Source organism: Angustibacter peucedani (assembly GCF_054779595.1).
The window spans coordinates 66,544-93,423 of the sequence record NZ_BAAGXY010000012.1 but is presented as its reverse complement, the minus strand read 5'-3'; the positions used below and the strand labels follow the sequence as shown (position 1 = coordinate 93,423).

The window sequence follows — 26,880 nt, the reverse complement described above, 5'->3', positions numbered from 1 at the left end:
CGGCCGAGCGCGCGCGGCGCACGGCCCCGGCCCGGCGCTACCGCGGCTCGCGGCGCGCCTGACGCGGTCCGCTACTCCTGCACCGCCTTGCGCCGGTCGGCGGTGGCCTGCTCGCGCAGGTCGCCGCCGCGCGACATGCGGCTGTGCGAGGCGCCGTAGGTGAAGTAGATGACGAAGCCGATGACCATCCAGACGATGAACCGCAGCCACGTCTCGACCGGCAGGTTCACCATCAGCCAGGCGCAGGCCAGGATCGCCACGACCGGCAGCCACGGCACCGCCGGGGTCTTGAACGACCGCTCGAGGTCAGGACGCGTGCGGCGCAGCACGATCACGCCGGCCGACACCACGATGAACGCGAACAGCGTTCCGATGCTCACCATCTCGGAGAGCTTCTCGAGGTTGACGAACCCGGCCAGCGCGGCGATGACGACGGACGTGGCGATGGTGATGCGGTAGGGGGTGCCGAACGTCGGGTGCACCTTGGCCAGGCCCTGCGGCAGCAGGCCGTCGCGCGACATCGCGAACAGCACGCGGCTCTGGCCGAGCATCAGCACGAGGATCACCGTCGTGATGCCGCACACCGCGCCGAGCGAGATGAGCTTCTGCGCCCAGACGACGCCGTTGGCGTCGAAGGCCTCGGCGAGCGGGGCCGCCGAGTTGAGCTGCGTGTACTTGACCATGCCGGTGATGACGAGCGAGACGGCGACGTAGAGCACCGTGCAGATGACGAGCGAGCCGATGATGCCGCGCGGCAGGTCGCGCTTGGGGTCGCGGGTCTCCTCGGCCGCGGTGGCCACGATGTCGAAGCCGATGTAGGCGAAAAACACGATCGAGGCCGCGGCGATGATGCCGTAGAAGCCGAACGCCGTCGGCTCGAGCCCGAGCACCGCCTGGATCAGCGGCTGGGTCAGCCCGCTCGACGACTCGGCCGGCTTCGACGGCGGGACGAACGGCGCGTAGTTGCTGGACTTCACGTAGAACAGGCCGGCCACGATGACCAGCAGCACCACGGCGACCTTGATGACGACGAGGACGCCGGTGACGCGGCCCGACAGCTTGGTGCCGGCGACCGCCACGACGGCCAGCACGGCCACGATCGCGATGGCGCCCCAGTCGGGCGTCGCGCTGTCACCCGCCAGCCAGGTCGGCAGGTCGAACAGCTCCTGAAGGTAGGCCGACCACCCGCGCGCGACCACCGCTGCGCCGAGGCCGAGCTCCAGCACCAGGTCCCAGCCGATGATCCACGCGACGAGCTCGCCGAGCGTGGCGTACGAGAACGTGTAGGCGCTGCCCGCGACCGGCACCGTCGACGCGAACTCGGCGTAGCACAAGGCCGCCAGGCCGCAGGCGACGGCGGCGAGGACGAAGGACAGCACCACGGCCGGGCCGGCGTTGAGCGCGGCCTGCTTGCCGGTGAGGACGAAGATGCCGGTGCCGATGATGACCCCGACGCCGAAGACCGTGAGGTCGAACGCCGACAGGTCCTTCTTCAGCTGGTGGTCCGGCTCGTCGGTGTCCTTGATCGACTGCTCGACGGACTTGGTGCGCAGCAGCTCCACAGCGGTCTCCTGACCCCGAGGAGGCGCTCGTGAGGCGCCTCTCGGCGTCGAAGGTAGACCCGGTTCGTCCGGCTTGCCAGAGATCGTCCGCGCGGCGAGCGGCTCAGGCGGTGCGCTGCACCCGGATGATCCTGCGCCGCAACCAGACCGTGCGCGCGCCCCCGCTCAGCAGCCGGACGCGCGCGAGCTCCCAGCGTCCCTGCTCGGCGTGCGCCACCAGCAGCGCGCGGGTGTCGGCGCGCGTGACCGCCCGCGGGACGCGGATCACCCGGTACTCGTACTCGACCATCGCCGCCATTGTGCACGGACCACGTCCGGCGGCGCTGCAGGACGGGGCAGGTACTCGGTGTCCTGGCGGCCCCCCGACCGCTACGGTCGGACCATGAGCACCGACCCCCGCACCGCGCTGAACGCCCTGGTGACCGCCCTCGAGCGTCACCTGGAGGCGGCAGCGGCCCGTCGGGGCGAGAACGACCCGGTCGTCGTCAGCGCCTACCGCCAGCTCGCGGAGGCCTTCGAGGACTACGACGACGCGCTGCTCGACGCCTTCGACGAGGTGACGCCGCTCGAGGTGTTCCGCGGCGACGAGGACGACGAGGACGACGACGAGGACGACGACGAGGACGACGACGGCTCGGACGACGAGTTCGACGAGCCGGACGACGTCGAGGGCGGCAGCTACACCGGCCTGGACGACGAGGACTACGACGAGGACGAGGACGAGCCGGACGAGCGCCCCGAGCCCGCCGGCTCCTCGCAGCGCCCCTTCTGAGGCCGCCTACGCAGGCGCCGAGCGGCTGACCTCGTCGAGCGCCTCGCGGATCTGCGCGGGCAGCTCCACCTCGTCGCTGGTCAGCGTGCCGCGCAGCTGCGCCGCCGTCCGCGCGCCCACCACGGGCGCCACGACACCGGGCTGGTCGCGCACCCAGGCCAGCGCGATCTCGGCGGGGGAGCAGCCCAGACCGTCCGCCGCCGTCACGACGGCGTCGACCACGCGCCGCGAGCGGTCGTCGAGGTAGCGCTCGACGAAGGACGCGAAGTGCGGCGACGCGGCCCGCGAGTCGGCCGGCGTCCCGGTGCGGTACTTGCCGGTCAGCACACCGCGGCCCAGGGGCGACCAGGCCATCACGCCGAGCCCGTGCGCCTGCGCCGACGGCACGACCTCGGTCTCGGCGGTGCGGGCCAGCAGCGAGTACTCGACCTGGTGGGCGACGAGCACCGAGCCGTCGCGCACCTCGGACAGCGTGGCCGCGCGGGCGCTCTGCCACCCGCTGTAGTTCGAGATGCCGACGTAGCGCGCCTTGCCGGTCGCGACCGCGTGCTGCAGCGCCTGCAGCGTCTCGTCGAGCGGCGTGCCGTCGCTCCACGTGTGGGCAAGCCACAGGTCGACGTGGTCGGTGCCGAGCCGGGCCAGGGAGCCGTCCAGCTGCTGCAGCAGGGCACGCCGCGAGGTGTCGACGACCCGCTCGCCCGTGCGCCGCGAGATGCCGGCCTTGGTGCAGATGACGACGTCCTCGCGCGAGCACAGGTCGGGCAGCAGCGCGCCGAGCAGCTCCTCGGCCGCGCCGTCGCCGTACCCGGCGGCGGTGTCGACGAAGGTGCCGCCGGCGTCAAGGAACGCCTGCAGCTGGTCGCGCGACTCGTGCTCGTCGGTGTCGCGGCCCCACGTCATCGTGCCGAGGGCGAGGCGGGACACCCGCAGGCCGGACGTCCCGACGTGGCGCTGCTCCATGGGCGCACACGCTACCGGCGGGTGTGGGGCAGCCCACGTCGCCGGCCCGGGACGGCGTGCCGTCGTCCCGTTACGCTCGCGGCCATGGCTGACCCGGACGGCACCGCCGCGCCCGACTCCCGCTCCACCGCCCCCGTGCCCGGCCGGCTGCGCCTCGGGCTCAACCTCGGCTACTGGGGCCTGGGCATGGACGCCGACAACCTCGCGCTCGCCCGGGAGGCCGACGCTCTCGGCTACTCCGTCGCGTGGGTCGCCGAGGCCTACGGGTCGGACGCCGCGACGGTGCTCACGTGGGTGGCCGCGCAGACCCAGCAGATCGACGTCGGCAGCGCGGTCTTCCAGATCCCGGCGCGCACCCCGGCGATGACGGCGATGACCGCCGCGACGCTGGACACGTTGAGCGGCGGTCGGTTCCGGCTCGGCCTGGGCGTCAGCGGCCCGCAGGTCTCGGAGGGCTGGCACGGCGTGCGGTTCGACAAGCCTCTCGGCCGCACCCGCGAGTACGCCGAGATCGTCCGCCAGGCGCTGCGCCGCGAGACCCTGCGCTACGACGGCGAGCACTTCACGCTGCCGCTGCCGGACGGACCCGGCAAGGCCATCAAGCTCACCGTCCACCCGGTGCGCACCGAGATCCCGCTCTACCTCGCCGCCGTCGGCCCGAAGAACCTCGGGCTCACCGGCGAGATCGCCGACGGCTGGCTGGGCATCTTCTTCAACCCCGAGCAGGCGTCGGTGTCGACGGACCCGTTGCGGGCCGGGCGGATCGCCGGCGGCCGCGGCCCGGCCGACGACCCGATGGCCGGCTTCGACGTCGTCCCGACCGTGCCCGTCGTCCTCGGTGACGACCTGGAGGCCGCGGCGGCCCCGGTGCGCGGCTACTCGGCGCTGTACATCGGCGGGATGGGCAGCCGCGAGAAGAACTTCTACAACCAGCTGACCCGGCGGATGGGCTACGAGGAGGCCGCCGAGAAGGTGCAGGACCTCTTCCTCGACCGCAAGCACCGCGAGGCCGCGGAGGCCGTGCCCTTCGAGCTCATCGACCGCACCGCGCTGCTGGGCCCGCGCGAGCGGGTGCGCGACCGGCTGGCGGCCTACGTCGAGGCCGGCGTCACCACCCTGACCGTCTCGCCCTTCGACGCGACCCTCGACCAACGTCTTCACACGATCCGCACCATGGCGGAGGTCCTCGACGAGTCGGGTCTGGGAGCCTGAACGCCGTGAGCGACCTGACGTACACCCATGCCGTCCTGCTCGGCGTCGTGGAGGGCCTGACCGAGTTCCTCCCGGTGTCGAGCACCGGCCACCTGACCATCACCGAGGGCCTGCTGGGGCTGGAGGTCGACTCCAAGCCGATCACGTCCTTCACCGCCGTGATCCAGCTCGGCGCGATCTTCGCCACGCTCCTGTACTTCGCGCGCGACATCGTCCGGCTGGTCGTCGCCTGGGTGCGCGGGCTGCGCGACCGGTCGGCGCGGGAGGACCCGGACTACCGCCTCGCCTGGTACGTGATCATCGGCTCGGTCCCCGTGGGTGTGGTCGGGTTCCTCGGGCGCGACCTGGTCAAGGGCTCGCTGCGCAGCCTGTGGGTCGTCGCCGTCGCCCTGGTGGTGTGGAGCGTCGTCATGTGGTTCGCCGAGCGGCGCGCGACGCAGCAGCGCGGCGAGCACGACATGAGCCTGCGCGACGTGCTGTTCATCGGCCTGGTGCAGTGCTTCTCGCTCGTGCCGGGCGTCTCGCGCTCGGGCGCCACGATCTCGGCCGGCCTGCTGCGCGGCTTCGACCGCGTCACCGCGACCCGGCTGTCGTTCTTCCTCGCCATCCCGGCGCTGACCGCGGCCGGCGTATACGAGCTGAAGGACGTCGACACCGCGGTGGTCGGCTGGGGCCAGCTCGGCGTCGGAACCGCGGTCTCGTTCGTCGTCGCGCTGGCCTCGATCGCCTGGCTGCTCCGCTTCGTCGCGCGCCACCCGATCACGGTCTTCATCTGGTACCGCGTCGCCCTGGGTGCGGCGGTCGCGCTGCTGCTCGGCGTCGGCGTCCTGCAGGCGACCTAGCGCCACCGTGCCAGGGGTGCTGGACGCCGCGGTCGCGGAGGCACGCCGTCGCGCCGCGCTCTCGGACCGTGATGCGAGCGCGGAGGTCGAGCACTACGCCGCCGTCCTCGAGCCGGTCTGCGCGCGCTGGCACCTGACGCCGCTGCGCTGGCTCGACGGCGGAGCCGGCACCCCCACGCTCGCGGTGGCGACGGACGACGGCACGCCCGCGGTGCTCAAGGTGGCGCCGCCGGGCGAGCTGGACGGCGCGACGGACCTGATGCGGGCGGCCGACGGCCGCGGGTACGCGCGCGTCCTGCGCTGGTCGCCGGACGACGGCGCCGTGCTGCTCGAGCAGCTCGGCGACGACCTGTGGTCGGCCACGACCTCCGTGCTGGCCCAGGCAGACATCACCGTGCCGCTGCTGCGGCAGGCCTGGGAGGTGCCGCTCGCCGCCGGGCGACCGTTCGAGGGCAAGGCCCGCGGCCTGCTGGAGATCCTGGCCGACCTCGGGCCCCGCTACGGCGACGAGCACCCCGCGGCGGTGCGGCTCGCGACGTCGTGCGCCCGCGCGCTGTCGACCTCCGAACCGGCCGAGGTGGTGTGCCACGGCGACCCGCACGGCCGCAACGTGCTGCGGCGCAACGACTCCTGGGCGTTCGTCGATCCCGACGGCTTCGTCGGCGAGCGCGGCTACGACGTCGGCGTGGTGCTGCGCGACGCCTGCCACGAGCTGCTCGCCGCCGAGCAGGCGACCCCGGGTGGTGGCGCGGCCCTGCTGCGCCGAGCGGCCGACCACGCCGCCGGGCTGGCGGACCTGGACCCCGACCGGGTGTGGCGGTGGGCGTACGTCGAGCGGGTCACGACCGGGCTGTACCTGCGGTGGTTCGGGCACGTCGAGGAGTCCGAGACCTTCTTGCGCACCGCGACCCTGCTCGCGCGCGAGGCCTAGAGCCAGCCGGACCGCTTGAACGTGCGGTACAGCACCGTGCAGGCCCCGGCCATGACGAGCACCGCCAGCCCGTAGCCGTACTTCCAGCGCAGCTCGGGCATGTGGTCGAAGTTCATGCCGTAGATGCCGGCGATCATCGTCGGCACGGCGGCGATGGCGACCCAGGCCGAGATCCGCCGCATGTCGTCGTTCTGCTGCACCGAGACCCGGGTCAGGTGGGCCGACAGGATGTCGGTGAGCAACCGGTCGTAGGACTCGATGTGGTCACCGACCCGCAGCAGGTGGTCGGCGACGTCGCGGAAGAAGGGGCGCGCCTCGGGCGGCACGTGCGGCATCTCGTGCTGGGCCAGCTTGACCATGGCGTCCTTCAGCGGCACGACCGCGCGCCGCACCTCCAGCACCTCGCGCTTGAGCAGGTAGATGCGCCGGGCGTCGCCGCTGGCCCGCCCGCGCGGCCGGCGCCGGATCACCGGACGACGGCGCGGCGGCGTCTCGCCGAGGGCCTGGTCGGCCACCTCGGCCTCGCCCGCGAAGACGCTCTCCTCCATCTGCTCCAGGTCGGTGGCGATCTCCTCGTCGACCTGGACGTAGCCGTCGACGACGTCGTCCATCACGGCGTGCAGCACCGCGCCGGGGCCGTAGGCCAGGTGGTCGGAGTTCTGCTCGAGGCGCCGGCGCACCTCGCTGAGCGGGCTGGCCTCGCCGCGGCGCACCGTCACGACGAAGTGCTCGCCGACGAACAGCATCACCTCGCCGGTCTCGACCTGCGACGTGGAGTCGATGTACCGCAACGGTTTCAGGACGACGAACAGCGTCCCGTCGTAGACCTCGAGCTTGGCTCGCTGGTTGCCCTTGACCGCGTCCTCGACCGCCAGCGGGTGCAGCTTCAGCTCGTCCTTCACCAGGTCGAACTCGGCGTCGGTGGGGTCCTTCAGCCCGATCCACAAGAAGCCGTCGGGGACGTCGCGGAGCTGCTCGAGCTCGTCGCTGAGGTCGGCGCACGGCTGGCGCCGTCCGTCGCGGTACACGGCCTGGTCGACGATCACGCGCCCATCCTGCCCCGTAGGCTGGCGGGGTGCCCACGGTCCTGTTGATCCGCCACGGCCGCACGGCCGCCAACGCCTCCGGGGTCCTGGCCGGCTGGACGCCGGGCGTCGACCTGGACGAGCGCGGCCGCGAGCAGGCCACCGACCTCGCCCGGCGGCTCGCCGTCGTCCCGTTGTCCGCGCTGGTGTCCAGCCCGCTCGAGCGCTGCCAGCAGACGGCCCAGGCCGTCGTCGCCGTGCCCGGCCCGAAAGACGCCGCCCGGCCGGACGTCGTCACCGACGACCGGCTGGGGGAGTGCCGCTACGGCGACTGGACCGGCCGCGAGCTGAAGACCTTGGTGAAGGACCCGCTCTGGAAGGTCGTGCAGCAGCACCCGAGCGCCGCGGTCTTCCCGGGCGAGCAGGGCGAGTCGATGCGCGGCATGCAGCAGCGCGCCCTCGACGCCGTCCGCGCGTGGGACGCGCGCGTGGCGGCCGAGCACGGGGACGACACCGTGTGGGCCGCGTTCTCGCACGGCGACGTCATCAAGGCGGTGCTCGCCGACGCCCTGGGGGCGCACCTGGACGAGTTCCAGCGGATCGTCGTCTCGCCGTGCTCGGTGTCGGCGGTGACCTACACGCCGACCCGGCCGTTCGTGGGCCGGCTCAACGACACCGGCGGCGACCTGGCTGGTCTGGTGCCCGCGCCGCGCCGCCGTCGCCGGGCGTCGTCGTCCAGCGCCCGCACCAGCACCCGTGGCGGCAGCGCCGGCGACGCGGTCGTCGGCGGTGGCGCGTAGCCGTCGCGCGCGTCGTAGGGTCGTCCCATGCCCGTCTTCGACTACGACTCCCCGGACCGGTTCGTCGCCGGCACGGTGGGCGAGCCTGGTGACCGCACGTTCTACCTGCAGGCCACGGCGGGCGCGCGCGTCACGAGCGTCTCGCTGGAGAAGCAGCAGGTGGCGGTCCTCGCCGAGCGGGTCGACGAGCTGCTCGACGAGGTGGTACGCCGCAGCGGCGGCGAGGCGCCCGTCCCGGCGGTGACCCCGGTCGGCCTGGCCGACACCGGGCCGTTGACGACGCCGATCGAGGAGGACTTCCGGGTCGGCACCATGAGCCTGACGTGGGACGGCGACGCCGAGCGCGTCGTCATCGAGTGCCTCGAGGTCGGCGAGGAGGCGACGCCCGAGGGCGACCTCGAGCCGTCGCCCGACGCCCTGGTGATGCGGGTCAGCCTCACGGGTGCCGCTGCGCGGGCGTTCGCCAAGCGCGCGGTCGCCGTCGTCGGCGCCGGCCGACCGCCGTGCCCGTTCTGCGGCAACCCGCTCGACCCCGAGGGACACATCTGCCCGCGGGCCAACGGCCACCGCAGGTGAGCGTGCCGGCGTCGGGGGGCGCGAGCGCGCTGCCCGAGGCCGCGGCGCTCGACCTGCTGCGCACGGGCGACCTCGTCGTCGAGGGACGCATGACCGCGGCGTCGAACGCGACGCTGTACGCGAGCATCACCGCGGGCAGCGCGTCGGCCCACTGCATCTACAAGCCGGTGGCGGGGGAGCGCCCGCTGCGCGACTTCCCGCGCTCGACGCTGAGCCGGCGCGAGGTCGCGGCCTACCTGGTCTCGCGCGCGACGGGCTGGGACGTCGTCCCGCCGACGGTGTGGCGCGAGGACGCGCCGTTCGGCGAGGGCAGCGTGCAGCTCTGGGTCGAGGACGACGGCACCGAGCTGGTCGACGTCGTCCCGCTCGGCGGCGTGGCGGCGGGCTGGCTGCCGGTGTTCCAGGCCCAGGACGGCGAGGGCAGCGACGTCGTCCTGGTGCACGCGGACGACCCCCGGCTGGCCCGGATGGCGGTCTTCGACGCGGTGATCGACAACGCCGACCGCAAGGGCGGGCACGTGCTGGTCGACGACGACGGCCACGTCTGGGGCGTCGACCACGGCTTGAGCTTCAACACCGACGACAAGCTGCGCTCGGTGCTGTGGGGGTGGCAGGGCGCGCCGCTGCCGCCGGACTGCCGCGACGTGCTGGCGGCCCTGGCCACCGACCTCGGGCCAGGCGAGCCGCTGGCCGAGACGCTGGCCGACCTGCTGGCGCCGGCGGAGGTCCGCCGCACGCGCGAGCGGGTCGCCGAGCTGCTGCGCACGGGCTGCTTCCCGCGCCCGGACGTCTACGGCCCGGTCATCCCGTGGCCCCCGTTCTGAGCCCGTCGGGCGTCGATAGGCTGCGGCCGTGACCTCGTGGCCCGCGCCGTTCGTCCCTGCCGTCCCCGGGCCCGCCGTCCCGCTCCGCGTGCACGACACCGCCACCGACCGGTTGCAGCCCACCGCTCCTGGGGCCACCGCCCGGCTCTACGTCTGCGGCATCACGCCGTACGACGCGACGCACCTCGGCCACGCCGCCACCTACGTCACCTTCGACGTGCTGCAGCGGGTGTGGCGCGACAACGGGCACGCCGTGCACTACGTGCAGAACGTCACGGACGTCGACGACCCGCTGCTCGAGCGCGCGCAGCGCGACGGCGTCGACTGGCGCGACCTGGCCGCGCAGGAGGTCGCGCTCTTCCACGAGGACATGACCGCGCTGGCCGTGCTGCCGCCCGACGACTACGTCAGCGTGGTCGACACCGTGGGCGACATCGCGGCCGACGTCCAGCGCCTGCTCGACGGCGGCGCCGCCTACCGCCTCGCCGTCCCGGACGGCGAGGCCGCGCCCGGCGGCGGACCCGACGTCTACTACGCGGTCGCCAGCCAGCCCCGGTTCGGCGACGTCTCGAGCTGGACCCGCGAGCAGATGCTCGAGGTCTACGCCGAGCGGGGCGGCGACCCCGACCGCGCGGGCAAGCGCGACCCCCTCGACGCCCTGCTGTGGCGCGGCGCGCGACCGGGCGAGCCGTCCTGGGACGGCGGCCCGCTCGGCCTGGGCCGGCCGGGGTGGCACATCGAGTGCTCGACGATCGCGCTGCGCCGGCTGGGCATGACGTTCGACGTCCAGGGCGGCGGCACCGACCTGGTCTTCCCGCACCACGAGATGAGCGCGGCGCACGCCGGGTCGCTCACGGACGAGTGGCCGTTCGCCCGCGGGTACGTGCACCAGGCGATGGTCGGGCTCGACGGCCACAAGATGAGCAAGTCGCTCGGCAACCTGGTGCTGGTCTCGGCGCTGCGCCGCGACGGCGTCGACCCGATGGCGGTGCGGCTGGTGCTGCTGGCCCACCACTACCGCACCGAGTGGTCGTACACCGCCGACGACCTCACGGCCGCCGAGGCCCGGCTCGAGCGCTGGCGCCGGGCGCTCTCGCGCGAGGGCGGCCCGGCCGCCGACGCGACCGTGCAGCACGTGCGGGAGGCGCTGGCCGACGACCTGCGCACGCCGGACGCGCTCGCCGCCGTCGACCGCTGGGCCGACGAGCAGCTGAACCGCGGCGGCGACGACCGGGGCGCTCCTGGCGTGCTGGCCCGCGCGGTCGACGCGCTGCTCGGCGTCCGGGTCTAGCCGGCCGACGCGCTAGCGGCGCGGAGGTTCGTCGTCGCGGCGGCGCAGGTAGCGCTCGAACTCCAGGGCGATCGCCTCGCCGCTGGCCTCCGGCAGCTCGCTGGTGTCCTTGGCCTCCTCCAGCGCGCGGACGTACTCGCCGACCTCGCTGTCGCCCTCGGCCAGCTCGTCGACCCCGTGCTCCCACGCGTACGCCTGGTCGGGCAGGTCCTCCAGCTCGATGGTGACGTCGAGCAGCTCCTCGACCCGCCGCAGCAGGGCCAGCGTGGCCTTGGGGGACGGGCCACCGCCGGCGTAGTGCGGCACGGCCGCCCACAGCGAGACGGCGGGCAGGTCGGCCTGCGCCGCGGCGTCGCTGAGCACGCCGACGATGCCCGTCGGCCCCTCGTAGCTCGACCGCTCGATGCCGGGGTGGCGCAGCATGAGGTCGTCGTCGCTGGTGCCGGTGATCGGGATCGGCCGCGTGTGCGGGACGTCGGCGAGCAGGGCGCCCACGGTGACCAGGGCCTGGCAGCCCAGCCGGTCGGCGGCCTCGAGCAGCTCGACGACGTAGGACCGCCACCGCATCGACGGCTCGATCCCGTCGACCAGGACGACGTCGCGGCCCAGGGCGGGCACGTGCGCGGCGAGCAGCCGGGTGGTGGGCCAGGTGACCCGGCGCTGGCCGTCGGGGTCGCGCCCGACGGTCGGGCGGTTGACCTGGAAGTCGTAGTAGTCCTCGGGGTCGAGCGCGGCGAACGGCTCGGCGCCCCAGACGCGCGCCAGGTGCTCCAGGGCGGACGTCGCCGCCTCACCGGCGTCGTTCCACCCCTCGAAGGCGGCGATCATCACCGGGTCGGTCAGCTCGGGCCAGTCCGCGAGCTCGATCACCCATGCCTCCTCGGGCGCCGACGGGACGCGCTGGTGCGCGCACACCCAGCGTAGTTGCTGGACGGCGGCGGGTGCCGCCCGCCACGGGGGTGAACGCGCCGCTCAGGCCGGGCGGCCCGCCAGCCGCCGGTGGTCGCGGCGCGCCAGCCACGAGAACAGGACGGTCGCGGCCACCCACACCAGCGCGAACCAGCGCTCGGCCGAGCCGTCGCCGCCGTCGGGCGAGGCGTCCAGCAACTGCTCGAACCACGTCGGCCAGACCACCGAGACCACGACCAGGACCGCGCTGACCAGCGCCAGCCCCAGCTCGACCCGCCACCGCCACCGCCGGCTCATGCCGCGAGGCTAGACCCGCGCGGGGTGCTTGTCAGCCGGCCCAGCCCGTGGACCGCCCGTCCGCGATGCGAGCCGCGCCCGTAGACTGAGCAGCGCTCCGCCGCACCTGCTCGACGCTCCCTGAACCCCGGCACGAAGGTCCCTCATGAGCAGCCGCTCCGACCTGTTCCGCTCCCTGCTGCACGAGCGCGTCCTCGTGGCCGACGGCGCCATGGGCACCATGCTCCAGGCGGCGGACCCCTCGCTCGAGGACTTCGAGGGCCACGAGGGCTGCAACGAGGTGCTCAACGCCACCCGGCCCGACGTCGTCCGGTCGGTGCACGACGCGTACTTCGAGGTCGGGGTCGACGCGGTCGAGACGAACACCTTCGGCGCCAACCTCGGCAACCTCGGCGAGTACGACATCACCGACCGCATCCACGAGCTCGCCCTGGCGGGGGCCCGGATCGCGCGCGAGGCCGCCGACGCGTGGAGCACCGACGACCAGCCGCGGTTCGTCCTCGGGTCGATGGGCCCAGGCACCAAGTTGCCCTCGCTCGGGCACGCGCCGTACGCCACGCTGCGCGACGCGTACCAGGAGCAGGCCGCCGGGCTGGTCGAGGGCGGCGTCGACGCGGTGCTGGTCGAGACCGCCCAGGACCTGCTTCAGGCCAAAGCCGCTGTCATCGGCACGAAGCGCGCGCTGCGCGACGCGGGCGTCGACCTGCCGGTGCTGGTGCAGGTCACGGTCGAGACCACCGGCACCATGCTGCTGGGCAGCGAGATCGGGGCGGCGCTCACGGCGCTCGAGCCGCTGGGCATCGACGCCATCGGGCTGAACTGCGCCACCGGCCCCACCGAGATGAGCGAGCACCTGCGCCACCTGGCCAAGCACGCGCGCATCCCGGTGACCGCGATGCCGAACGCGGGGCTGCCGCAGCTCTCGCGCGACGGCGCGTACTACCCGCTGACCCCCGACCAGCTGGCTGCCGCCCACGACCAGTTCACCCGCGAGTTCGGGCTCGGGCTGGTCGGCGGCTGCTGCGGCACCACGCCCGAGCACCTGGCGCGCGTGGTCGAGGCCGTCCGCGGCCGGCCGGTCGCGACCCGTCGTCCGCGCCGCGAGGCCGGCGTGGCCAGCCTCTACCAGCACGTGCCGTTCCGGCAGGACACCGCGTACCTCTCGATCGGCGAGCGCACCAACGCCAACGGCTCCAAGGCCTTCCGCGAGGCGATGCTCGAGCAGCGGTGGGACGAGTGCGTCGAGATCGCGCGCAGCCAGACCCGCGACGGCGCCCACCTGCTCGACGTCTGCGTCGACTACGTCGGGCGCGACGGCGTCGACGACATGAAGGCGCTCGTCAGCCGGTTGGCCACCAGCTCGACCCTGCCGCTGGTGCTGGACTCCACCGAGCCGGCCGTGGTCGAGGCCGGGCTCGAGCTGCTCGGCGGCCGCGCGGTCGTCAACTCCGTCAACTACGAGGACGGCGACGGGCCCGACAGCCGGTTCGCCCGGATCATGCCGGTGGTGCGCGAGCACGGCGCAGCCGTCGTCGCCCTGACCATCGACGAGCAGGGCCAGGCGCGCACCACCGAGCACAAGGTGGCGGTCGCCAGCCGGCTGATCGACACGTTGACCGGCGAGTGGGGGATGCAGACCTCCGACATCGTCGTCGACTGCCTGACCTTCCCGATCGCGACGGGGCAGGAGGAGACACGTCGCGACGGCATCGAGACGATCGGCGCGATCGCCGAGATCAAGCGCCGTTACCCCGACGTGCAGACCACGCTGGGCCTGTCGAACGTCTCGTTCGGCCTGTCGCCCGCGGCCCGCGTGGTGCTCAACTCGGTGTTCCTGCACGAGTGCCTCAAGGCCGGCCTGGACTCCGCGATCGTGCACGCGGCCAAGATCCTGCCGATGAGCAAGATCGACGACGAGCAGCGACGGGTGGCGCTCGACCTCGTGCACGACCGCCGGCGCTGGGTCGACGGCGACCCGTCGTCCGGCCAGGTCGAGTACGACCCGCTGCAGCGCTTCCTGGAGCTGTTCGAGGGCGTCGACACCGCCAGCCTGAAGGCCAGCCGGGCCGAGGAGCTGCTGGCGCTGCCCCTCGCCGAGCGGCTGGCGCGGCGGATCGTCGACGGCGAGCGCAAGGGCCTGGAGGCCGATCTCGACGAGGCCATGGCCGACGGGCAGACCGCGCTCGACATCATCAACGACAACCTGCTCGAGGGCATGCGCGTCGTCGGCGACCTGTTCGGCAAGGGCGAGATGCAGCTGCCGTTCGTGCTGCAGTCGGCCGAGGTCATGAAGGCGGCGGTCGCCCACCTCGAGCCGCACATCGAGGGCAGCGCCGAGGGCGGCGGGCGGCAGAGCAAGGCCACGATCGTCCTCGCGACGGTCAAGGGCGACGTCCACGACATCGGCAAGAACCTCGTCGACATCATCTTGTCCAACAACGGCTACGAGGTCGTCAACATCGGCATCAAGCAGCCGGTGGCCGACATCCTGCGGGCGGTCGAGGAGCACCGCGCCGACGCCGTGGGCATGAGCGGCCTGCTGGTGAAGTCGACGGTCGTGATGAAGGAGAACCTGCAGGAGATCAACGCCCGCGGCATCGCGGCCGACCTGCCGGTGCTGCTCGGCGGTGCCGCGCTGACCCGCGCGTACGTCGAGGACGACCTGGCCGAGATCTACCAGGGGCAGGTGCGCTACGCCCGCGACGCCTTCGAGGGGCTGCGCCTCATGGACGCGGTGGCCAAGGCGAAGGCCGACCCGCAGCTCAGCCTCGGCGACACGCTGCCCGAGCTGCGCAAGCGCCGGGTGCGCCGGGTCGCCACGACCGAGGAGCCCAGCACCACCCCCGACACCACGCGTTCGGACGTCGCGACCGACGTCGACGTCCCCGAACCGCCGTTCTGGGGCACCCGGGTGGTCAAGGGCGTGGCCCTCGCCGACTACGTGTCGTACCTGGACGAGCGCGCGACCTTCCTCGGCCAGTGGGGTCTCAAGGGCGCGCGGGGCGACGGGCCGTCCTACGACGAGCTGGTCGAGACCGAGGGCCGGCCGCGGCTGCGCGAGTGGCTCGACCGCGTGCACACCGAGGGCCTGATGGAGGCGGCCGTCGTGTACGGCTACTTCCCCTGCTACAGCGAGGGGAACGACCTGGTGCTGCTGCACCACGAGGGCCCGGACGCCGGCAGCGAGCGGGTGCGGTTCACCTTCCCGCGCCAGCGCCGCGACCGGCGGCTGTGCCTGGCCGACTTCTTCGCGGCCAAGGACAGCGGGCGCACCGACGTCATCGCGCTGCAGCTGGTCACCATGGGCTCGGTCGTGGCCCGGCGCACCGCCGAGCTCTACGCCGCCAACGCCTACCGCGACTACCTCGAGCTGCACGGCTTGTCGGTGCAGCTCACCGAGGCGCTGGCCGAGATGTGGCACGCCCGCGTGCGCGAGGAGCTGGGTCTGGGCGGCGACGACAGCGACGACCTGGGCGCGATCCTGCGCCAGGGCTACCGCGGCTCGCGCTACTCGTTCGGCTACCCGGCCTGCCCCGACCTGGAGGACCGCCGCGCGCTGGTCGAGCTGCTCGACCCGTCGCGGATCGGCGTCTCGCTGTCCGAGGAGCTGCAGCTGCACCCCGAGCAGTCCACCGACGCGATCGTGGTGCACCACCCCGAGGCCAAGTACTTCAATGCCACCTGAGGCGACCTCGCGCCGGCTGCCGGCCGCCGTCCTGTGGGACATGGACGGCACGCTCGTCGACACCGAGCCCTACTGGATCGCCGAGGAGCACCAGCTCGTCGAGGCGTACGGCGGCACCTGGACCGCCGAGCACGCGAAGGCGTTGGTGGGCAACGACCTCATGGTGTCGGCGCACTACATCAAGCAGCACGGCGACGTGCCGCTCGAGCCGGCCGAGATCGTCGACGTGCTGCTCGCCGGGGTGGTGCACCGGCTGCGGGACGTCGTCCCGTGGCGTCCCGGGGCGCTCGAGCTGCTCGGGCGGCTGGGGGAGGCCGGCGTGCCCTGCGCGTTGGTCACGATGTCGTGGACCGCGCTGGCCGACACCTTCCTGGCGGCCGCGCCGGATGGCGCGTTCGACGTCGTCGTGACCGGCGACCGGGTCGAGCGCGGCAAGCCGCACCCCGACCCCTACCTGCGGGCGGCCGAGGCGCTGGGCGTGGCGCCGGGGGAGTGCGTCGCGGTCGAGGACAGCCAGACCGGTGTGACCTCGGCCGAGTCGGCGGGGGTCCCCACGCTCGCCGTGCCGCACGTGGTGCCGGTGCCCGCGGCGCCGGGTCGCTCGCGGGCGCACTCGCTGGCCGAGATCACGGTCGACGACCTCGCCCGCATCGCGGCGGGCGAGGCCATCGACCTGCTGGCCTGAGCCAGCGCGGCCAGCGCTAGTCGCTCGAGACGGCGCGGATGACGTCGAGCCGCGAGGCCCGCCAGGCCGGCCACAGCGCGGCCAGCAGCCCGACGACGCCGGCCAGCACGAACGTCGCCACGACCTGACCCCACGGCAGCGACAGGGTGTCGAGGCCCTGGTCCCTCAGCACCCGCTGCAGCAGGACGCCGAGCGTCAGGCCCAGCGCCGTGCCGAGGACCGCGCCGAACAGCGCGGTCAGCACCGCCTCGTTGCCGATGGTGCGGCGCAGCTGGCGCCGCGTCATGCCGACGGCGCGCAGCAGGCCGATCTCACGGGTGCGCTCGAACACCGACAGCGCCAGCGTGTTGACGATGCCCAGCGCCGCGATGATGACCGACAGCCCGAGCAGGCCGTAGAGGATGCCGAGCAGCTGGTTGATCTGCCCGCGCGTGGCCTGCTTGAACTCCTCGCGGTCCTGCACCGAGACCACCAGCTGCGGCTTGACCAGGTCGGTCAGCTCGGCGCGCACCTGGTCGGCATCGGCCCCGGGCGCCAGCTTGACGAACGCGGCGTAGGACTTCTGGTAGACCGCCGGGACCGCCTTGGCGTACAGGGAGCGGGGGATCAGCACCTGGGTGCCGATCGCCTGCGAGTCCTCGTAGACGGCGCCGACCGTGAGCTTCTGGCTCTTCAACGTGCCGACCGTGGCCGTCAGCGTGTCGCCCACCCCGAGGTGCTGCTCGTCGGCGAAGGTCGTCGACAGCGCCACCTGGCCGCGGTCGAGCGAGCTGATGTCGCCGCCGGTCACCACGAGGTCGACCGTCTCGGCCAGGCCGGTGCCGGACACCGCCGAGCCGACCGTGTCGGTCGAGCCGATCCGCAGCGGCGCGACGCCCTGGTCGACCACCGCGGCCACGCCCGGCAGCTTGCCGGCGGCGTCGGCCACGGAGTTCGCGAAGGGCGAGTTGCCGCCGCTGAGGACGAAGTCCGCCTTGACCTGGTCGTCGACCAGCTTGTCGATCGACGCCTTCGTCGTCGCGGCCAGCACCGAGAACGCCGACACGAGCGCGAGCCCGATCATCAGCGAGACGGCGGTGGTCGACGTCCGGCGCGGGTTGCGCAGGGTGTTGTCGCGGGCGATCTTGCCGACGGTGCGCGAGAACCTCGCCCCCGGCGCGCCGAGCGCCCGGATCACCGGGCGGGACATGAGCGGCGCGGCGACGATCATCCCGATGAAGGCCAGGAACGCCCCGCCGCCCAGCACCTTGGCCGCGTCGTTGCCCTCGAGCTGGGTGACGCCGTAGGCCATCACGGCCGCGCCGACCACGAGCATGGCCAGGCCGATCACGCCGCGGCGGCGCAGGCTCTTCTCGGGCAGCGCGATCTCGTCGCGCATGGCGGCGACGGGCGCGATCCGCCCGGCCCGCCAGGCCGGCAGCACCGCGCTGGCCACCGTGACCACGATCCCGATCACGAAGCTCCACGCGACCGTGCTGGGCTGCACCGGCAGGCCGCTGTTGATCTCGAGGCCGAACGAGCCCACGAGCAGCTGCAGCCCCTTGGCCAGCCCGAGGCCGGCCAGCAGGCCGAGGCCGCCGCCCACCAGGCCGATGACCACCGCCTCGCCGAGCACCACCCGCACGACCTGCGCCCGGGCGGCGCCGACCGCCCGCAGCAGCGCGAGCTCGCGGGTGCGCTGGGCCACCAGCATCGAGAACGTGTTGAAGATGATGAACACGCCGACGAGCAGGCTGATGAACGCGAACACCAGCAGGAAGGTGTTGATGAAGCCCAGGCCGTCGGCGAAGTCGGACTTGGTCTCGTCGGCGTAGGCGGTGCCGGTGATGGCCTCCTGACCCTGCGGCAGCACCGCGGCGACCCGGTCGCGCAGCGCGGCCTGGCTGACGCCGTCGTCGGCCCGCACGGTCATCGACTGCACGGTGCCGTCGGGGGCGAACCACCTGCGGGCCGAGGCCTCGTCGACGCTGACGATGGTCTGGCCGGCCGAGCCGCCCACGAACTCCTCGACGCCGACGATCGTGACGTCGAGCGGCTGGCCCTCGACGACGACCTTGGCCCGGTCACCCAGCGACCAGCCGGACTTCTCCAGGGTGCCGGCCTCGACGACCACCTCGGCCGCCGATGTCGGCGCGCGGCCGTCGGTGAGCTTCAGCGACTCGCTGTCGGGGCGGAACGCGAAGCCGAAGGACGGCGCGCCGCCGCTGCGGACCGCGGTGCCGTCCTTGCCGACGAGCACCGCGGTGCCCTGCAGGTCGGGGTGCACCGCCTTGACGCCGTCGACGGCGGCGATCGCGTCCGCCTCGGACAACGGGATCGGCTGGCGCAGGTCCCCGGAGTCGGCGACCCCGCTGTTGACCGCCTCGCCGCGCACCAGCACGTCGGTGCCGGCGGTGATGCCGGCGGAGATCTGGTCGAACGTGGCCTTGAGGCTGTCGCTCAGCACGAAGGTGCCGGCCACGAAGGCGACGCCGAGCATGACGGACAACGTGGTGAGCAGGAAGCGCACCAGGTGCCCGCGCACGCCCTTGAGGGTGAGGCGCAGCATCAGGACCGCCGCCCCACGCCGTCGAAGCCCTTCATCCGGTCCAGGACGGCGTCGGCGGTCGGCTGGTGCATCTCGTCGACGATCCGCCCGTCGGCGAGGAAGAGGGCGCGGTCGGCGTAGCCAGCCGCCACCGGGTCGTGGGTGACGATGACGATCGACTGGCCGAACTCGTCGACCGATCGGCGCAGGAACCCCAGGATCTCGGCGCTGGCGCGCGAGTCGAGGTTGCCGGTGGGCTCGTCGGCGAACACGATCGCCGGGCGGCTGGCCAGGGCGCGGGCGCACGCGACGCGCTGCTGCTGCCCGCCGGACAGCTCGCTCGGGCGGTGCGAGAGCCGGTCGCGCAGGCCCACGGTGTCGACGACGGTGTCGAGCCACGCGCGGTCGACCTTGGTGCCGGCGATGTCCATCGGCAGGGTGATGTTCTCGCGCGCGGTCAGCGTCGGCACCAGGTTGAACGACTGGAACACGAAGCCCACGCGCTCGCGGCGCAGCTTCGTCAGCGCCTTGTCGCGCAGGCCGGAGACCTCGACGCCGTCGATGACGACGCTGCCGGACGTCGGGGTGTCGAGCGCCGCCATGCAGTGCATGAGGGTCGACTTGCCCGAGCCGGACGGCCCGAGGATGGCCGTGAACCGCCCGCGACCGAGGTCGACGTCGACCCCGTCGAGGGCGCGCACCTCGGCCTCGCCCCGGCCGTAGACCTTGACCAGCCCGCGCGCGCTCGCGACCGCGTCGGACCCGTCGCCCACCGGGCTCTGCTCCTGCTGCACCTGCGTCATGACCTGCGCCCTCCCGAGCTGCGTGCCGGCCTCGTGCTCTGCGTGCGTGTCCACCCTGCTCCACCCCTCGTGCCCGGGTCACCCCCGTCGGGTGCCCGAGACGATCGTGGCGGGCCGGGGGTGGTCGGGGCGACCGGGTATCACCCTGGCTCGACCCTGAGCCGCACCCCGAGACGTGGCCGCGGACCGCTGGGGACTACTCGGTCTCGGCGGTGTCGCGGCCGGCGACGGCGGGGTCGAGCGCTCGCGCCACGGACTGCTCGGGCAGCGGCGGCGGCGTGCCGCCCCACTCGGGGCAGATGGCGCGGTGGTCGCACCAGTCGCACAGCCGCGAGCGGCTCGGCCGCCAGTCGCCGGTGGTGGCGGCGCGCTCGATGGCCTCCCACAGCGCCCGTACCTTGCGCTCGGTGGCCAGCAGGTCGCGCTCGTCGGGGGAGTACCGCAGCACCTGGCCGTCGCCGAGGTAGACCAGCTGCAGCAGGCGCGGCACCACGCCGCGCGTGCGCCAGAGCACCAGCGCGTAGAACCGCATCTGGAACATCGCCTTGGCCTCGAACAGCTCGGGCGGCGCCTTGCCCGTCTTGTAGTCGACGACCCTCAGCTCGCCGGTGGGCGCGACGTCGAGCCGGTCGACGTAGCCGCGCAGCACGAGCCCGTCGTCGAGCGTGGTCTCGACGTAGAGCTCGCGCTCGGCCGGCTCGAGCCGCGTGGGGTCCTCGAGCGAGAACCACCGCTCGACCAGCAGGTCGGCCGAGGCCAGCCACTGCGCGAGCGCGTCGCCGTCGTCGTCCGGGAACAGCGCGGACAGCTCGGGCTCGGCCTCGAGCAGGGCCTCCCAGCGCGGGCGCAGCAGCTCGCGGGCGGCGGCCAGCGTGCGCTCGGCGGCCGGCAGGTCGAACAGCTTCTCGAGCACGCTGTGCACGACGGTGCCGCGGACCGCGGCCGGGCTCGGGGCCTCGGCGAGCCGGTCGACCACGCGGAACCGGTAGAGCAGCGGGCACTGCATGAAGTCGGCCGCCCGGCTCGGCGAGAGCGCCGCGCGCAGCACGCCCGGCTCGGGCTCGCCGTGCGCCCGCCCGACCGCCTGCTCCGCCGTGGTCTCGACCATGCCCAGCACTGTAGGCGTCGCGTCCGACAGCCCCGGTCAGGCGCGGCCGCGTCCCGGTCCGCGCATCCCCGCACCTACGATCAGGGGGTGAGCCCCCGCCCACCGGTCGCCGGCCGACGTCCCGGCATCTCGCTGGGCCGGCTGGCCGGCGTGCCGGTCTACCTCGCGCCGTCCTGGTTCGTCGTCGCGGTGGTCGTGGTGGTGGTGTTCGCGCCCCAGGTCGAGGGCGCCGTCGGCCTGGTCGCCCCCACCACCTACCTGGTCGCCGCCGCCTACGCCGTGCTGCTGCTGGTCTCGGTGCTCGTGCACGAGTTCGCGCACGCGCTCACCGCCCGCGCGCTGGGGCTGCCGGTGCAGGAGGTCGTGGCCGACCTCTGGGGCGGCCACACCCAGTTCACGGACGACGCCCCCACCCCGGGCCGCAGCGCGCTGGTCGCGGTGGTCGGCCCGCTCGCCAACGGGGCCCTGGCCGGGCTGGGCCTGCTCGTGCTGCCGGCGCTCCAGCCCGGGGGCGTGCCGCGGTTGCTCGCGGTCGCCCTGGTCTTCAGCAACGCCTTCGTGGCGGTCTTCAACCTGGCACCCGGCCTGCCGCTCGACGGCGGCCGGGTGGTCGAGTCGCTGGTCTGGGCCGTCGGCGGACGACGCTGGGCCGGCACCCTCGCGGCGGGCTGGTGCGGCCGCGTGGTCGCCGTCGCGGTCGTGCTGTGGGGCATCGGGCTGCCCCTGCTCTCCGGACGACGTCCGAGCGCCTTCACGCTGGTCTGGTCGCTGATGATCGCCGCGCTGCTGTGGCAGGGAGCCGGCGCGGCCGTCGCCCTGGGTCGGCTGCGCCGCGGCGCCGAGCGGCTCGACCTCGCCCGCTACACCGAGGCCGCCACCGGCTACGCCGTCGGCTCGGCCGACTGGCAGCGCGCCGACCTGGGCGCCACCGGCCACGCCGTCGCGGTCGACCCGGCCGGGATGCCGGTCGGGCTGCTGCGGCAGGCCGACGCCGACGCGCTCGCCCGCTCGGCCCAGCCGCCCGCACCCGGCACCCCGCTCGCCGCCGTGATGACCACCTTGACGGCGGCCGTGGTGCGCCGCGGGGAGTCGGGGGACGCGGTGCTGCGGCTGCTCGCGACGACGTCCGCGCCCGCGCTGGTCGTCGTCGACGAGGCCGGTCGCGTGGTGGGGCTCGCCGACTCCGGTCCGGTCGTCGCGGCTCTCACGGGCCGCTGACCGAGCACCCGGGCGGCCGCCCGTAGACTCGCGCGCCATGAGCCCTGCCACCGGTGCCAGCCGCCGCCGCGGCCCGTTCGCCGAGGGCGACCGCGTGCAGCTGACCGACCCGAAGGGCCGCCTGCACACCATCACGCTGCAGCCCGGGCGCCAGTTCCACACCCACGCCGGGTGGTTCGCGCACGAGGCGCTGATCGACGCCCCCGAGGGCAGCGTCGTCACCAACACCGCCGGCGTGCAGTACCTCGCCCTGCGGCCGCTGCTCGCCGACTACGTGCTGTCGATGCCGCGCGGCGCCGCGGTCGTCTACCCCAAGGACGCCGGCCAGGTCGTCGCGATGGCCGACATCTACCCGGGCGCGCGCGTCGTCGAGGCGGGCGTCGGGTCGGGTGCGCTGACCATGAGCCTGCTGCGCGCGGTCGGCGACGACGGCCACCTGCTCAGCGTCGAGCGCCGCCCGGACTTCGCGGCCATCGCGCGCGGCAACGTCGAGGCCTTCTTCGGCGGGCCGCACCCGGCCTGGCAGCTCGAGGTCGCCGACCTGGCCGAGCTGCTGCCCCAGCAGGTCGAGGCCGGCACGGTCGACCGCGTCGTGCTCGACATGCTCGCGCCGTGGGACTGCCTGGACGCCGCGGCGCACGCGCTCGCGCCCGGCGGGGTGCTGATCTGCTACGTCGCCACCGTCACCCAGCTCTCGCGGGTCACCGAGGCCGCGCGCGAGCACGGCGCGTTCACCGAGCCCGCGGCCTGGGAGTCGATGGTCCGCGGCTGGCACCTCGAGGGGCTGGCGGTGCGGCCGCAGCACCGGATGGTGGGCCACACCGGGTTCCTCGTCACCACCCGTCGGCTGGCGGACGGCGTCGAGCCGCCCGAGCGGCGCCGTCGCCCGGCCAAGGGCTCCTACGACGGCGACTGGACCGCCGAGGACCTCGGGGAGCGCCCGGTGTCGGACAAGAAGGTGCGCAGGGTCCGGCGCGACATCGGCGTTTCCGAGTCGGTCGAGGAGGCCGGCTCGGGTTAGTGTCGTTCTCAAGAGTCCCTGGTGGGGGAGGTGCGCACCATGACGGAGAACGACCCGGCCGGCCGCTCGTCGGCCGACCTGCTGCGCCAGGTCCGCGCGCTCGAGGACGAGGTCGCCGTCCTGCGGCGGCGCGTCGCGACGTCGCCCGACCGCGTCCACGCGCTCGAGGCCCGGCTCTCGCAGCTGCAGACCACGCTCGAGACCACGGCGTCGCAGAACGAGCGGCTGGTGCGCACCCTGAAGGAGGCGCGCGAGCAGATCGTCACCCTGAAGTCCGAGGTCGACCGGCTGGCCCAGCCGCCGTCCGGCTTCGGCACGATCGTCGAGGTCGGCCCCGAGGGCACGGTCGACGTGCTCACCGGCGGGCGCAAGATGCGCGTCGCGGTGAGCCCGACCGTGGAGGACGCCGACCTCGTGCCCGGCCGCGAGGTGCTGCTCAACGAGGCCCTCAACGTCGTGCAGGCCCGCGGGTTCGAGCGGGTCGGCGAGGTCGTCATGCTCAAGGAGATCCTGGGCGAGGACCGCGTGCTCGTGGTCGGCCACGCCGACGAGGAGCGCGTGGCCCGGGTCGCCGACGCCCTGCGCGAGCAGAAGATGCGCATCGGCGACGGCCTGCTGATCGATGCGCGCGCCGGCTTCGTCTACGAGCGGATCCCGAAGGCCGAGGTCGAGGAGCTCGTGCTCGAGGAGGTCCCCGACATCGCGTACGAGGACATCGGCGGGCTCGGCGGCCAGATCGACCAGATCCGCGACGCGGTCGAGCTGCCCTACCTGCACCCCGAGCTGTTCCGCGAGCACCACCTGCGCCCGCCCAAGGGGGTGCTGCTGTACGGCCCGCCCGGCTGCGGCAAGACGCTGATCGCCAAGGCGGTGGCGTCGTCCCTGGCCCGCAAGGTCGCCGAGCTGAGCGGCCAGCCGCTGGGCAAGTCCTACTTCTTGAACATCAAAGGCCCCGAGCTGCTCAACAAGTACGTCGGCGAGACCGAGCGGCACATCCGGCTGATCTTCCAGCGGGCCCGCGAGAAGGCCAGCGACGGCACGCCCGTCGTCGTGTTCTTCGACGAGATGGACTCGCTCTTCCGCACCAGAGGGTCGGGCGTCAGCTCGGACGTCGAGACCACGATCGTGCCGCAGCTGCTGTCCGAGATCGACGGCGTCGAGCGGCTCGAGAACGTCATCGTGATCGGCGCCTCGAACCGCGAGGACATGATCGACCCCGCCATCCTGCGCCCGGGCCGGCTCGACGTGAAGATCAAGATCGAGCGCCCGGACGCCGAGGCCTCGCGCGACATCTTCACCAAGTACCTCACCGCCGACCTGCCGCTGCACGAGCGCGACCTCGCCGAGAACGGCGGGTCGCCCCAGGCCACGGTCGAGGCGATGATCCAGCGCACCGTCGAGCGCATGTACTCCGAGATCGACGAGAACCGCTTCCTGGAGGTCACCTACGCCAACGGCGACAAGGAGATCCTGTACTTCAAGGACTTCAACTCCGGCGCCATGGTGCAGAACATCGTCGACCGGGCCAAGAAGTCGGCCATCAAGGACTTCCTCACCACGAACCAGCGCGGCATCCGCGTCGAGCACCTGCTGGACGCGTGCGTCGACGAGTTCAAGGAGAACGAGGACCTGCCGAACACCACCAACCCCGACGACTGGGCGCGGATCTCGGGCAAGAAGGGCGAGCGGATCGTCTACATCCGCACGCTCATCACCGGCAAGCAGGGCACCGAGCCCGGGCGCGCGATCGACACGGTCGCCAACACCGGCCAGTACCTCTGAGCCCGCGTCCGTGCCGACGTCGTCCGACGACCTGCGGGTCGCGCTGGTCACCGGGGCGGGCCGTGGCATCGGCCGCACCGTGGCGGTGCGGCTCAGCGCCGCCGGACGCCGGGTCGCCCTGACCGCGCGCAGCGCCGACCAGCTCGCCGAGACCGCGCGGGCCTGCAGCGGGCCCACGCTCGTCGTCCCGGCCGACCTCACCGACGCCGGCGCGGCCGACGCCGTGGTCGACGCGGTCGAGGCCGGGTGGGGTCCCGTGCGCGACCTGGTGCTGAACGCCGGGGCCGGGACGTCGGCCCGCGTCGAGCGCACGAGCGACGAGGACTGGCAGCGCGCGCTCGAGCTCAACCTCACCGCGCCGTTCCGCGTGCTGCGCCGCGTGCTGCCGGGCATGCGCGTCGCCGGGGACGGCCGCGTGGTGGCGGTGGCGTCGGTCGCCGCGCTGGTGGGCGAGCCGTACATCGCGGCCTACAGCGCGAGCAAGCACGGCCTGCTGGGCCTGGTGCGCTCGGCGGCCGCCGAGCTGGAGGGCACCGGCATCACGGTCGACGCCGTGTGCCCGGGCTACGTCGACACCCCCATGACCGACGCCACGGTCGCCGGCATCGTGGCGGCGACCGGGCGCAGCGAGGAGCAGGCCCGGGCCGCGCTGGCCGCCAAGCAGCCCGGCCGCCGGCTGGTGACCACGGACGAGGTCGCCGACGTCGTCCTCGCCCTGCTGGACGACGGCTCGCGCACGGGGCAGGCCGTCGTCGTCGACGGAGGGACCCCCGCCGCATGAGCCTCGAACGCGTCAACCCGCCCGAGCTGGCCCCGCCGTCCGGCTTCTCGCACGCCGTCGTGGGCGAGGGCCGGGTCGTCGTCCTGGCCGGGCAGACGGCGCTCGACGCCGAGGGCCGGGTCGTGGGCGCCGACGTCGTGGCGCAGTTCGAGCAGGCGCTCACGAACCTGCTCACCGCGCTCGCCGCCGCCGGCGGGCGGCCGGACCAGCTGGCCGGCCTCACCATCTACTGCGTCGACCTGGCCGGCTACCGGGCTCGGGCCCGCGAGATCGGTCAGGTCTGGCGGCGGCTCGTGGGCACCGACTACCCGGCCAGCGCCGGCATCGGGATCAGCCGGCTCTGGGACGACGACGCGCTGGTCGAGCTGCAGGGCCTGGCGATCCTGTGACCGGCTGACCCGAGCCGTTGGCCAGCACCTGCGCGAGGTGCCGGTGCGCCGGCTCGGCCAGCCGGTCCTGCAGCGCGTCGAACAGCTCGCCCGCGCGCACCCCGGGCCACCGGCCCGGCAGCAGCTCGAGCGGCAGCCCCGGGTCGAGGAAGGGCAGCCGCCGCCAGGCCGTCAGCGCGGTGACGTAGTCGGCGAAGGCCACGGCGTCGTCGGTGCCCCGGCGCCGCTGCCAGCGGCGCAGCACCGGGGCGTGCACCGCCACGAACTCGGCGTAGAGCCGGGCCAGCTCGTCCAGGTCCCACCACGCGCCGACCTCGGCCCGCACGTCGCCGAAGCCCAGGTGCTGGGCCCGGAAGAGGTCGACGTAGGCGGTGAGGTCGTGCCGCTCGAGCACCTGCGCGGTCTCGTCCGCCAGGTGCGCGGGCGCCACCCAGACGCCGGCCGAGACGGTGCCGTAGCCCAACCACGACAGGCGCGAGCGCAGCTGGTGGCGGCGCCGCCGCTCGCTCTCGGGCACGCTGAACACCGCCAGCACCCAGCCGTCGTCCCGGCCGGCGCGGGTGCGGCGGAAGATGCGCTGGTCGCCCTCGGCCAGGATCCGCCGGCCCTGCTCGGACAGCTGGTAGCCGGCCACGCCGCGGCGGGCCCGGGCCACCAGGACCCCGCGCCGCTTCAGGCGCGAGATCGCCGACCGCACGGCCGGCTCGTCGACGCCCGCGCCGTCCATCAGCCGGATGAGGGTCGAGACCGCGAGCCAGCCGGCGGTCTCGCGGGCGTACAAGCCGTAGACCGTCACGATCAGGGCGCGCGGCTGCGGCGCCGGCAGCCGGCTCGATCCCGGCCCCTTGTCGGTCGTCACGCGTGCACGATAGTGGCGCCG

The 26,880-nt window shown here is 73.9% G+C and carries 25 protein-coding genes; 15 read left to right on the top strand and 10 right to left on the bottom strand.

Annotated features, from left to right (window positions below; genetic code table 11):
• Nucleotides 1-71: 71 nt before the first annotated feature.
• Nucleotides 72-1,562: an amino acid permease gene (locus ACYVJ4_RS03950; protein WP_460458805.1), complete on the bottom strand. Its 1,491-nt coding sequence runs from the start codon at nucleotides 1,560-1,562 to the stop codon at nucleotides 72-74.
• A gap of 103 nt (nucleotides 1,563-1,665) precedes the next feature.
• The gene (locus ACYVJ4_RS03945) at nucleotides 1,666-1,851 is read right to left on the bottom strand and encodes a DUF5703 family protein (protein ID WP_460458804.1); all 186 of its coding nucleotides are present in this window, start codon (nucleotides 1,849-1,851) and stop codon (nucleotides 1,666-1,668) included.
• A gap of 93 nt (nucleotides 1,852-1,944) precedes the next feature.
• Here ACYVJ4_RS03945 and ACYVJ4_RS03940 point away from each other — a divergent pair, with 93 nt between their 5' ends.
• A complete protein-coding gene (locus ACYVJ4_RS03940; RefSeq protein WP_460458803.1) occupies nucleotides 1,945-2,334 on the top strand; it encodes a hypothetical protein in 390 nt (129 codons plus the stop codon).
• A gap of 6 nt (nucleotides 2,335-2,340) precedes the next feature.
• Here the strand turns inward: ACYVJ4_RS03940 and ACYVJ4_RS03935 are convergent, their stop codons facing one another.
• Complete coding sequence (locus ACYVJ4_RS03935) at nucleotides 2,341-3,294, bottom strand: aldo/keto reductase (protein ID WP_460458802.1); 954 nt, start codon at nucleotides 3,292-3,294, stop codon at nucleotides 2,341-2,343.
• A gap of 147 nt (nucleotides 3,295-3,441) precedes the next feature.
• Here ACYVJ4_RS03935 and ACYVJ4_RS03930 point away from each other — a divergent pair, with 147 nt between their 5' ends.
• Genes ACYVJ4_RS03930 through ACYVJ4_RS03920 form a run of 3 tightly spaced genes read left to right on the top strand, consistent with a single transcriptional unit; the run spans nucleotide 3,442 to nucleotide 6,279 of the window.
• Nucleotides 3,442-4,506 (top strand): LLM class F420-dependent oxidoreductase, encoded by a 1,065-nt coding sequence (locus ACYVJ4_RS03930; RefSeq protein WP_460458812.1) that lies wholly within the window; start codon nucleotides 3,442-3,444, stop codon nucleotides 4,504-4,506.
• A gap of 5 nt (nucleotides 4,507-4,511) precedes the next feature.
• Nucleotides 4,512-5,348: an undecaprenyl-diphosphate phosphatase gene (locus tag ACYVJ4_RS03925; RefSeq protein ID WP_460458801.1), complete on the top strand. Its 837-nt coding sequence runs from the start codon at nucleotides 4,512-4,514 to the stop codon at nucleotides 5,346-5,348.
• Nucleotides 5,349-5,364: 16 nt separating this feature from the next.
• Nucleotides 5,365-6,279 (top strand): aminoglycoside phosphotransferase family protein, encoded by a 915-nt coding sequence (locus ACYVJ4_RS03920; protein WP_460458800.1) that lies wholly within the window; start codon nucleotides 5,365-5,367, stop codon nucleotides 6,277-6,279.
• On the opposite strand, the gene ACYVJ4_RS03915 is transcribed toward ACYVJ4_RS03920, so the two are convergent.
• Nucleotides 6,276-7,325, bottom strand: coding sequence for a magnesium and cobalt transport protein CorA (locus tag ACYVJ4_RS03915; protein WP_460458799.1), 1,050 nt, complete (start codon nucleotides 7,323-7,325; stop codon nucleotides 6,276-6,278). The two genes, ACYVJ4_RS03920 and ACYVJ4_RS03915, sit on opposite strands and share 4 nt — an antisense overlap.
• Nucleotides 7,326-7,354: 29 nt before the next feature.
• Between ACYVJ4_RS03915 and ACYVJ4_RS03910 the strand changes: the two genes are divergently transcribed.
• Genes ACYVJ4_RS03910 through mshC form a run of 4 tightly spaced genes read left to right on the top strand, consistent with a single transcriptional unit; the run spans nucleotide 7,355 to nucleotide 10,795 of the window.
• Nucleotides 7,355-8,104 carry a histidine phosphatase family protein gene (locus ACYVJ4_RS03910; protein ID WP_460458798.1) on the top strand — a complete coding sequence of 250 codons (750 nt, stop codon included), beginning with the start codon at nucleotides 7,355-7,357 and terminating at the stop codon, nucleotides 8,102-8,104.
• A 27-nt stretch (nucleotides 8,105-8,131) separates the two neighbouring features.
• Nucleotides 8,132-8,680 (top strand): DUF3090 domain-containing protein, encoded by a 549-nt coding sequence (locus tag ACYVJ4_RS03905; RefSeq protein WP_460458797.1) that lies wholly within the window; start codon nucleotides 8,132-8,134, stop codon nucleotides 8,678-8,680.
• A 2-nt stretch (nucleotides 8,681-8,682) separates the two neighbouring features.
• A complete protein-coding gene (locus tag ACYVJ4_RS03900; protein ID WP_460458796.1) occupies nucleotides 8,683-9,504 on the top strand; it encodes an SCO1664 family protein in 822 nt (273 codons plus the stop codon).
• 28 nt (nucleotides 9,505-9,532) lie between these two features.
• A complete protein-coding gene (mshC, locus tag ACYVJ4_RS03895; RefSeq protein WP_460458795.1) occupies nucleotides 9,533-10,795 on the top strand; it encodes a cysteine--1-D-myo-inosityl 2-amino-2-deoxy-alpha-D-glucopyranoside ligase in 1,263 nt (420 codons plus the stop codon).
• Nucleotides 10,796-10,807: 12 nt separating this feature from the next.
• Here the strand turns inward: mshC and ACYVJ4_RS03890 are convergent, their stop codons facing one another.
• On the bottom strand, nucleotides 10,808-11,665 hold the full coding sequence (locus ACYVJ4_RS03890; protein ID WP_460458794.1) for a PAC2 family protein: 858 nt from the start codon (nucleotides 11,663-11,665) through the stop codon (nucleotides 10,808-10,810).
• A 102-nt stretch (nucleotides 11,666-11,767) separates the two neighbouring features.
• Nucleotides 11,768-12,001, bottom strand: coding sequence for a hypothetical protein (locus ACYVJ4_RS03885; protein ID WP_460458793.1), 234 nt, complete (start codon nucleotides 11,999-12,001; stop codon nucleotides 11,768-11,770).
• A 145-nt stretch (nucleotides 12,002-12,146) separates the two neighbouring features.
• On the opposite strand from ACYVJ4_RS03885, the gene metH reads away from it, so the two are divergent.
• Both metH and ACYVJ4_RS03875 read left to right on the top strand, forming a co-directional pair.
• A complete protein-coding gene (gene metH, locus ACYVJ4_RS03880) occupies nucleotides 12,147-15,686 on the top strand; it encodes a methionine synthase (RefSeq protein WP_460458792.1) in 3,540 nt (1,179 codons plus the stop codon).
• Nucleotides 15,676-16,371 (top strand): HAD family hydrolase, encoded by a 696-nt coding sequence (locus ACYVJ4_RS03875; protein ID WP_460458791.1) that lies wholly within the window; start codon nucleotides 15,676-15,678, stop codon nucleotides 16,369-16,371. Before metH ends, ACYVJ4_RS03875 begins: the two co-directional genes overlap by 11 nt.
• A 16-nt stretch (nucleotides 16,372-16,387) precedes the next feature.
• Here the strand turns inward: ACYVJ4_RS03875 and ACYVJ4_RS03870 are convergent, their stop codons facing one another.
• The 3 genes from ACYVJ4_RS03870 to ACYVJ4_RS03860 form a co-directional block, all read right to left on the bottom strand.
• Nucleotides 16,388-18,919, bottom strand: a complete 2,532-nt coding sequence (locus ACYVJ4_RS03870) for an ABC transporter permease (protein ID WP_460458790.1) — start codon at nucleotides 18,917-18,919, stop codon at nucleotides 16,388-16,390.
• Nucleotides 18,919-19,701: an ABC transporter ATP-binding protein gene (locus ACYVJ4_RS03865; RefSeq protein ID WP_460458811.1), complete on the bottom strand. Its 783-nt coding sequence runs from the start codon at nucleotides 19,699-19,701 to the stop codon at nucleotides 18,919-18,921. The genes ACYVJ4_RS03870 and ACYVJ4_RS03865 overlap by 1 nt, the downstream gene beginning before the upstream one ends.
• 196 nt (nucleotides 19,702-19,897) lie before the next feature.
• Nucleotides 19,898-20,809 carry a RecB family exonuclease gene (locus tag ACYVJ4_RS03860; RefSeq protein WP_460458789.1) on the bottom strand — a complete coding sequence of 304 codons (912 nt, stop codon included), beginning with the start codon at nucleotides 20,807-20,809 and terminating at the stop codon, nucleotides 19,898-19,900.
• Between the two features lie 87 nt (nucleotides 20,810-20,896).
• Here ACYVJ4_RS03860 and ACYVJ4_RS03855 point away from each other — a divergent pair, with 87 nt between their 5' ends.
• The 5 genes from ACYVJ4_RS03855 to ACYVJ4_RS03835 are packed head-to-tail and all read left to right on the top strand — an operon-like array spanning nucleotide 20,897 to nucleotide 26,000.
• A complete protein-coding gene (locus ACYVJ4_RS03855; RefSeq protein ID WP_460458788.1) occupies nucleotides 20,897-22,027 on the top strand; it encodes a site-2 protease family protein in 1,131 nt (376 codons plus the stop codon).
• A 37-nt stretch (nucleotides 22,028-22,064) separates the two neighbouring features.
• On the top strand, nucleotides 22,065-23,048 hold the full coding sequence (locus ACYVJ4_RS03850) for a tRNA (adenine-N1)-methyltransferase (protein WP_460458787.1): 984 nt from the start codon (nucleotides 22,065-22,067) through the stop codon (nucleotides 23,046-23,048).
• A 39-nt stretch (nucleotides 23,049-23,087) separates the two neighbouring features.
• Complete coding sequence (arc, locus tag ACYVJ4_RS03845) at nucleotides 23,088-24,830, top strand: proteasome ATPase (protein WP_460458786.1); 1,743 nt, start codon at nucleotides 23,088-23,090, stop codon at nucleotides 24,828-24,830.
• A 10-nt stretch (nucleotides 24,831-24,840) separates the two neighbouring features.
• Nucleotides 24,841-25,611: an SDR family NAD(P)-dependent oxidoreductase gene (locus ACYVJ4_RS03840; RefSeq protein ID WP_460458785.1), complete on the top strand. Its 771-nt coding sequence runs from the start codon at nucleotides 24,841-24,843 to the stop codon at nucleotides 25,609-25,611.
• Nucleotides 25,608-26,000: a RidA family protein gene (locus ACYVJ4_RS03835; protein ID WP_460458784.1), complete on the top strand. Its 393-nt coding sequence runs from the start codon at nucleotides 25,608-25,610 to the stop codon at nucleotides 25,998-26,000. The genes ACYVJ4_RS03840 and ACYVJ4_RS03835 overlap by 4 nt, the downstream gene beginning before the upstream one ends.
• Here the strand turns inward: ACYVJ4_RS03835 and ACYVJ4_RS03830 are convergent.
• Nucleotides 25,942-26,859: a PaaX family transcriptional regulator gene (locus tag ACYVJ4_RS03830; RefSeq protein WP_460458783.1), complete on the bottom strand. Its 918-nt coding sequence runs from the start codon at nucleotides 26,857-26,859 to the stop codon at nucleotides 25,942-25,944. The two genes, ACYVJ4_RS03835 and ACYVJ4_RS03830, sit on opposite strands and share 59 nt — an antisense overlap.
• Nucleotides 26,860-26,880 lie beyond the last annotated feature (21 nt).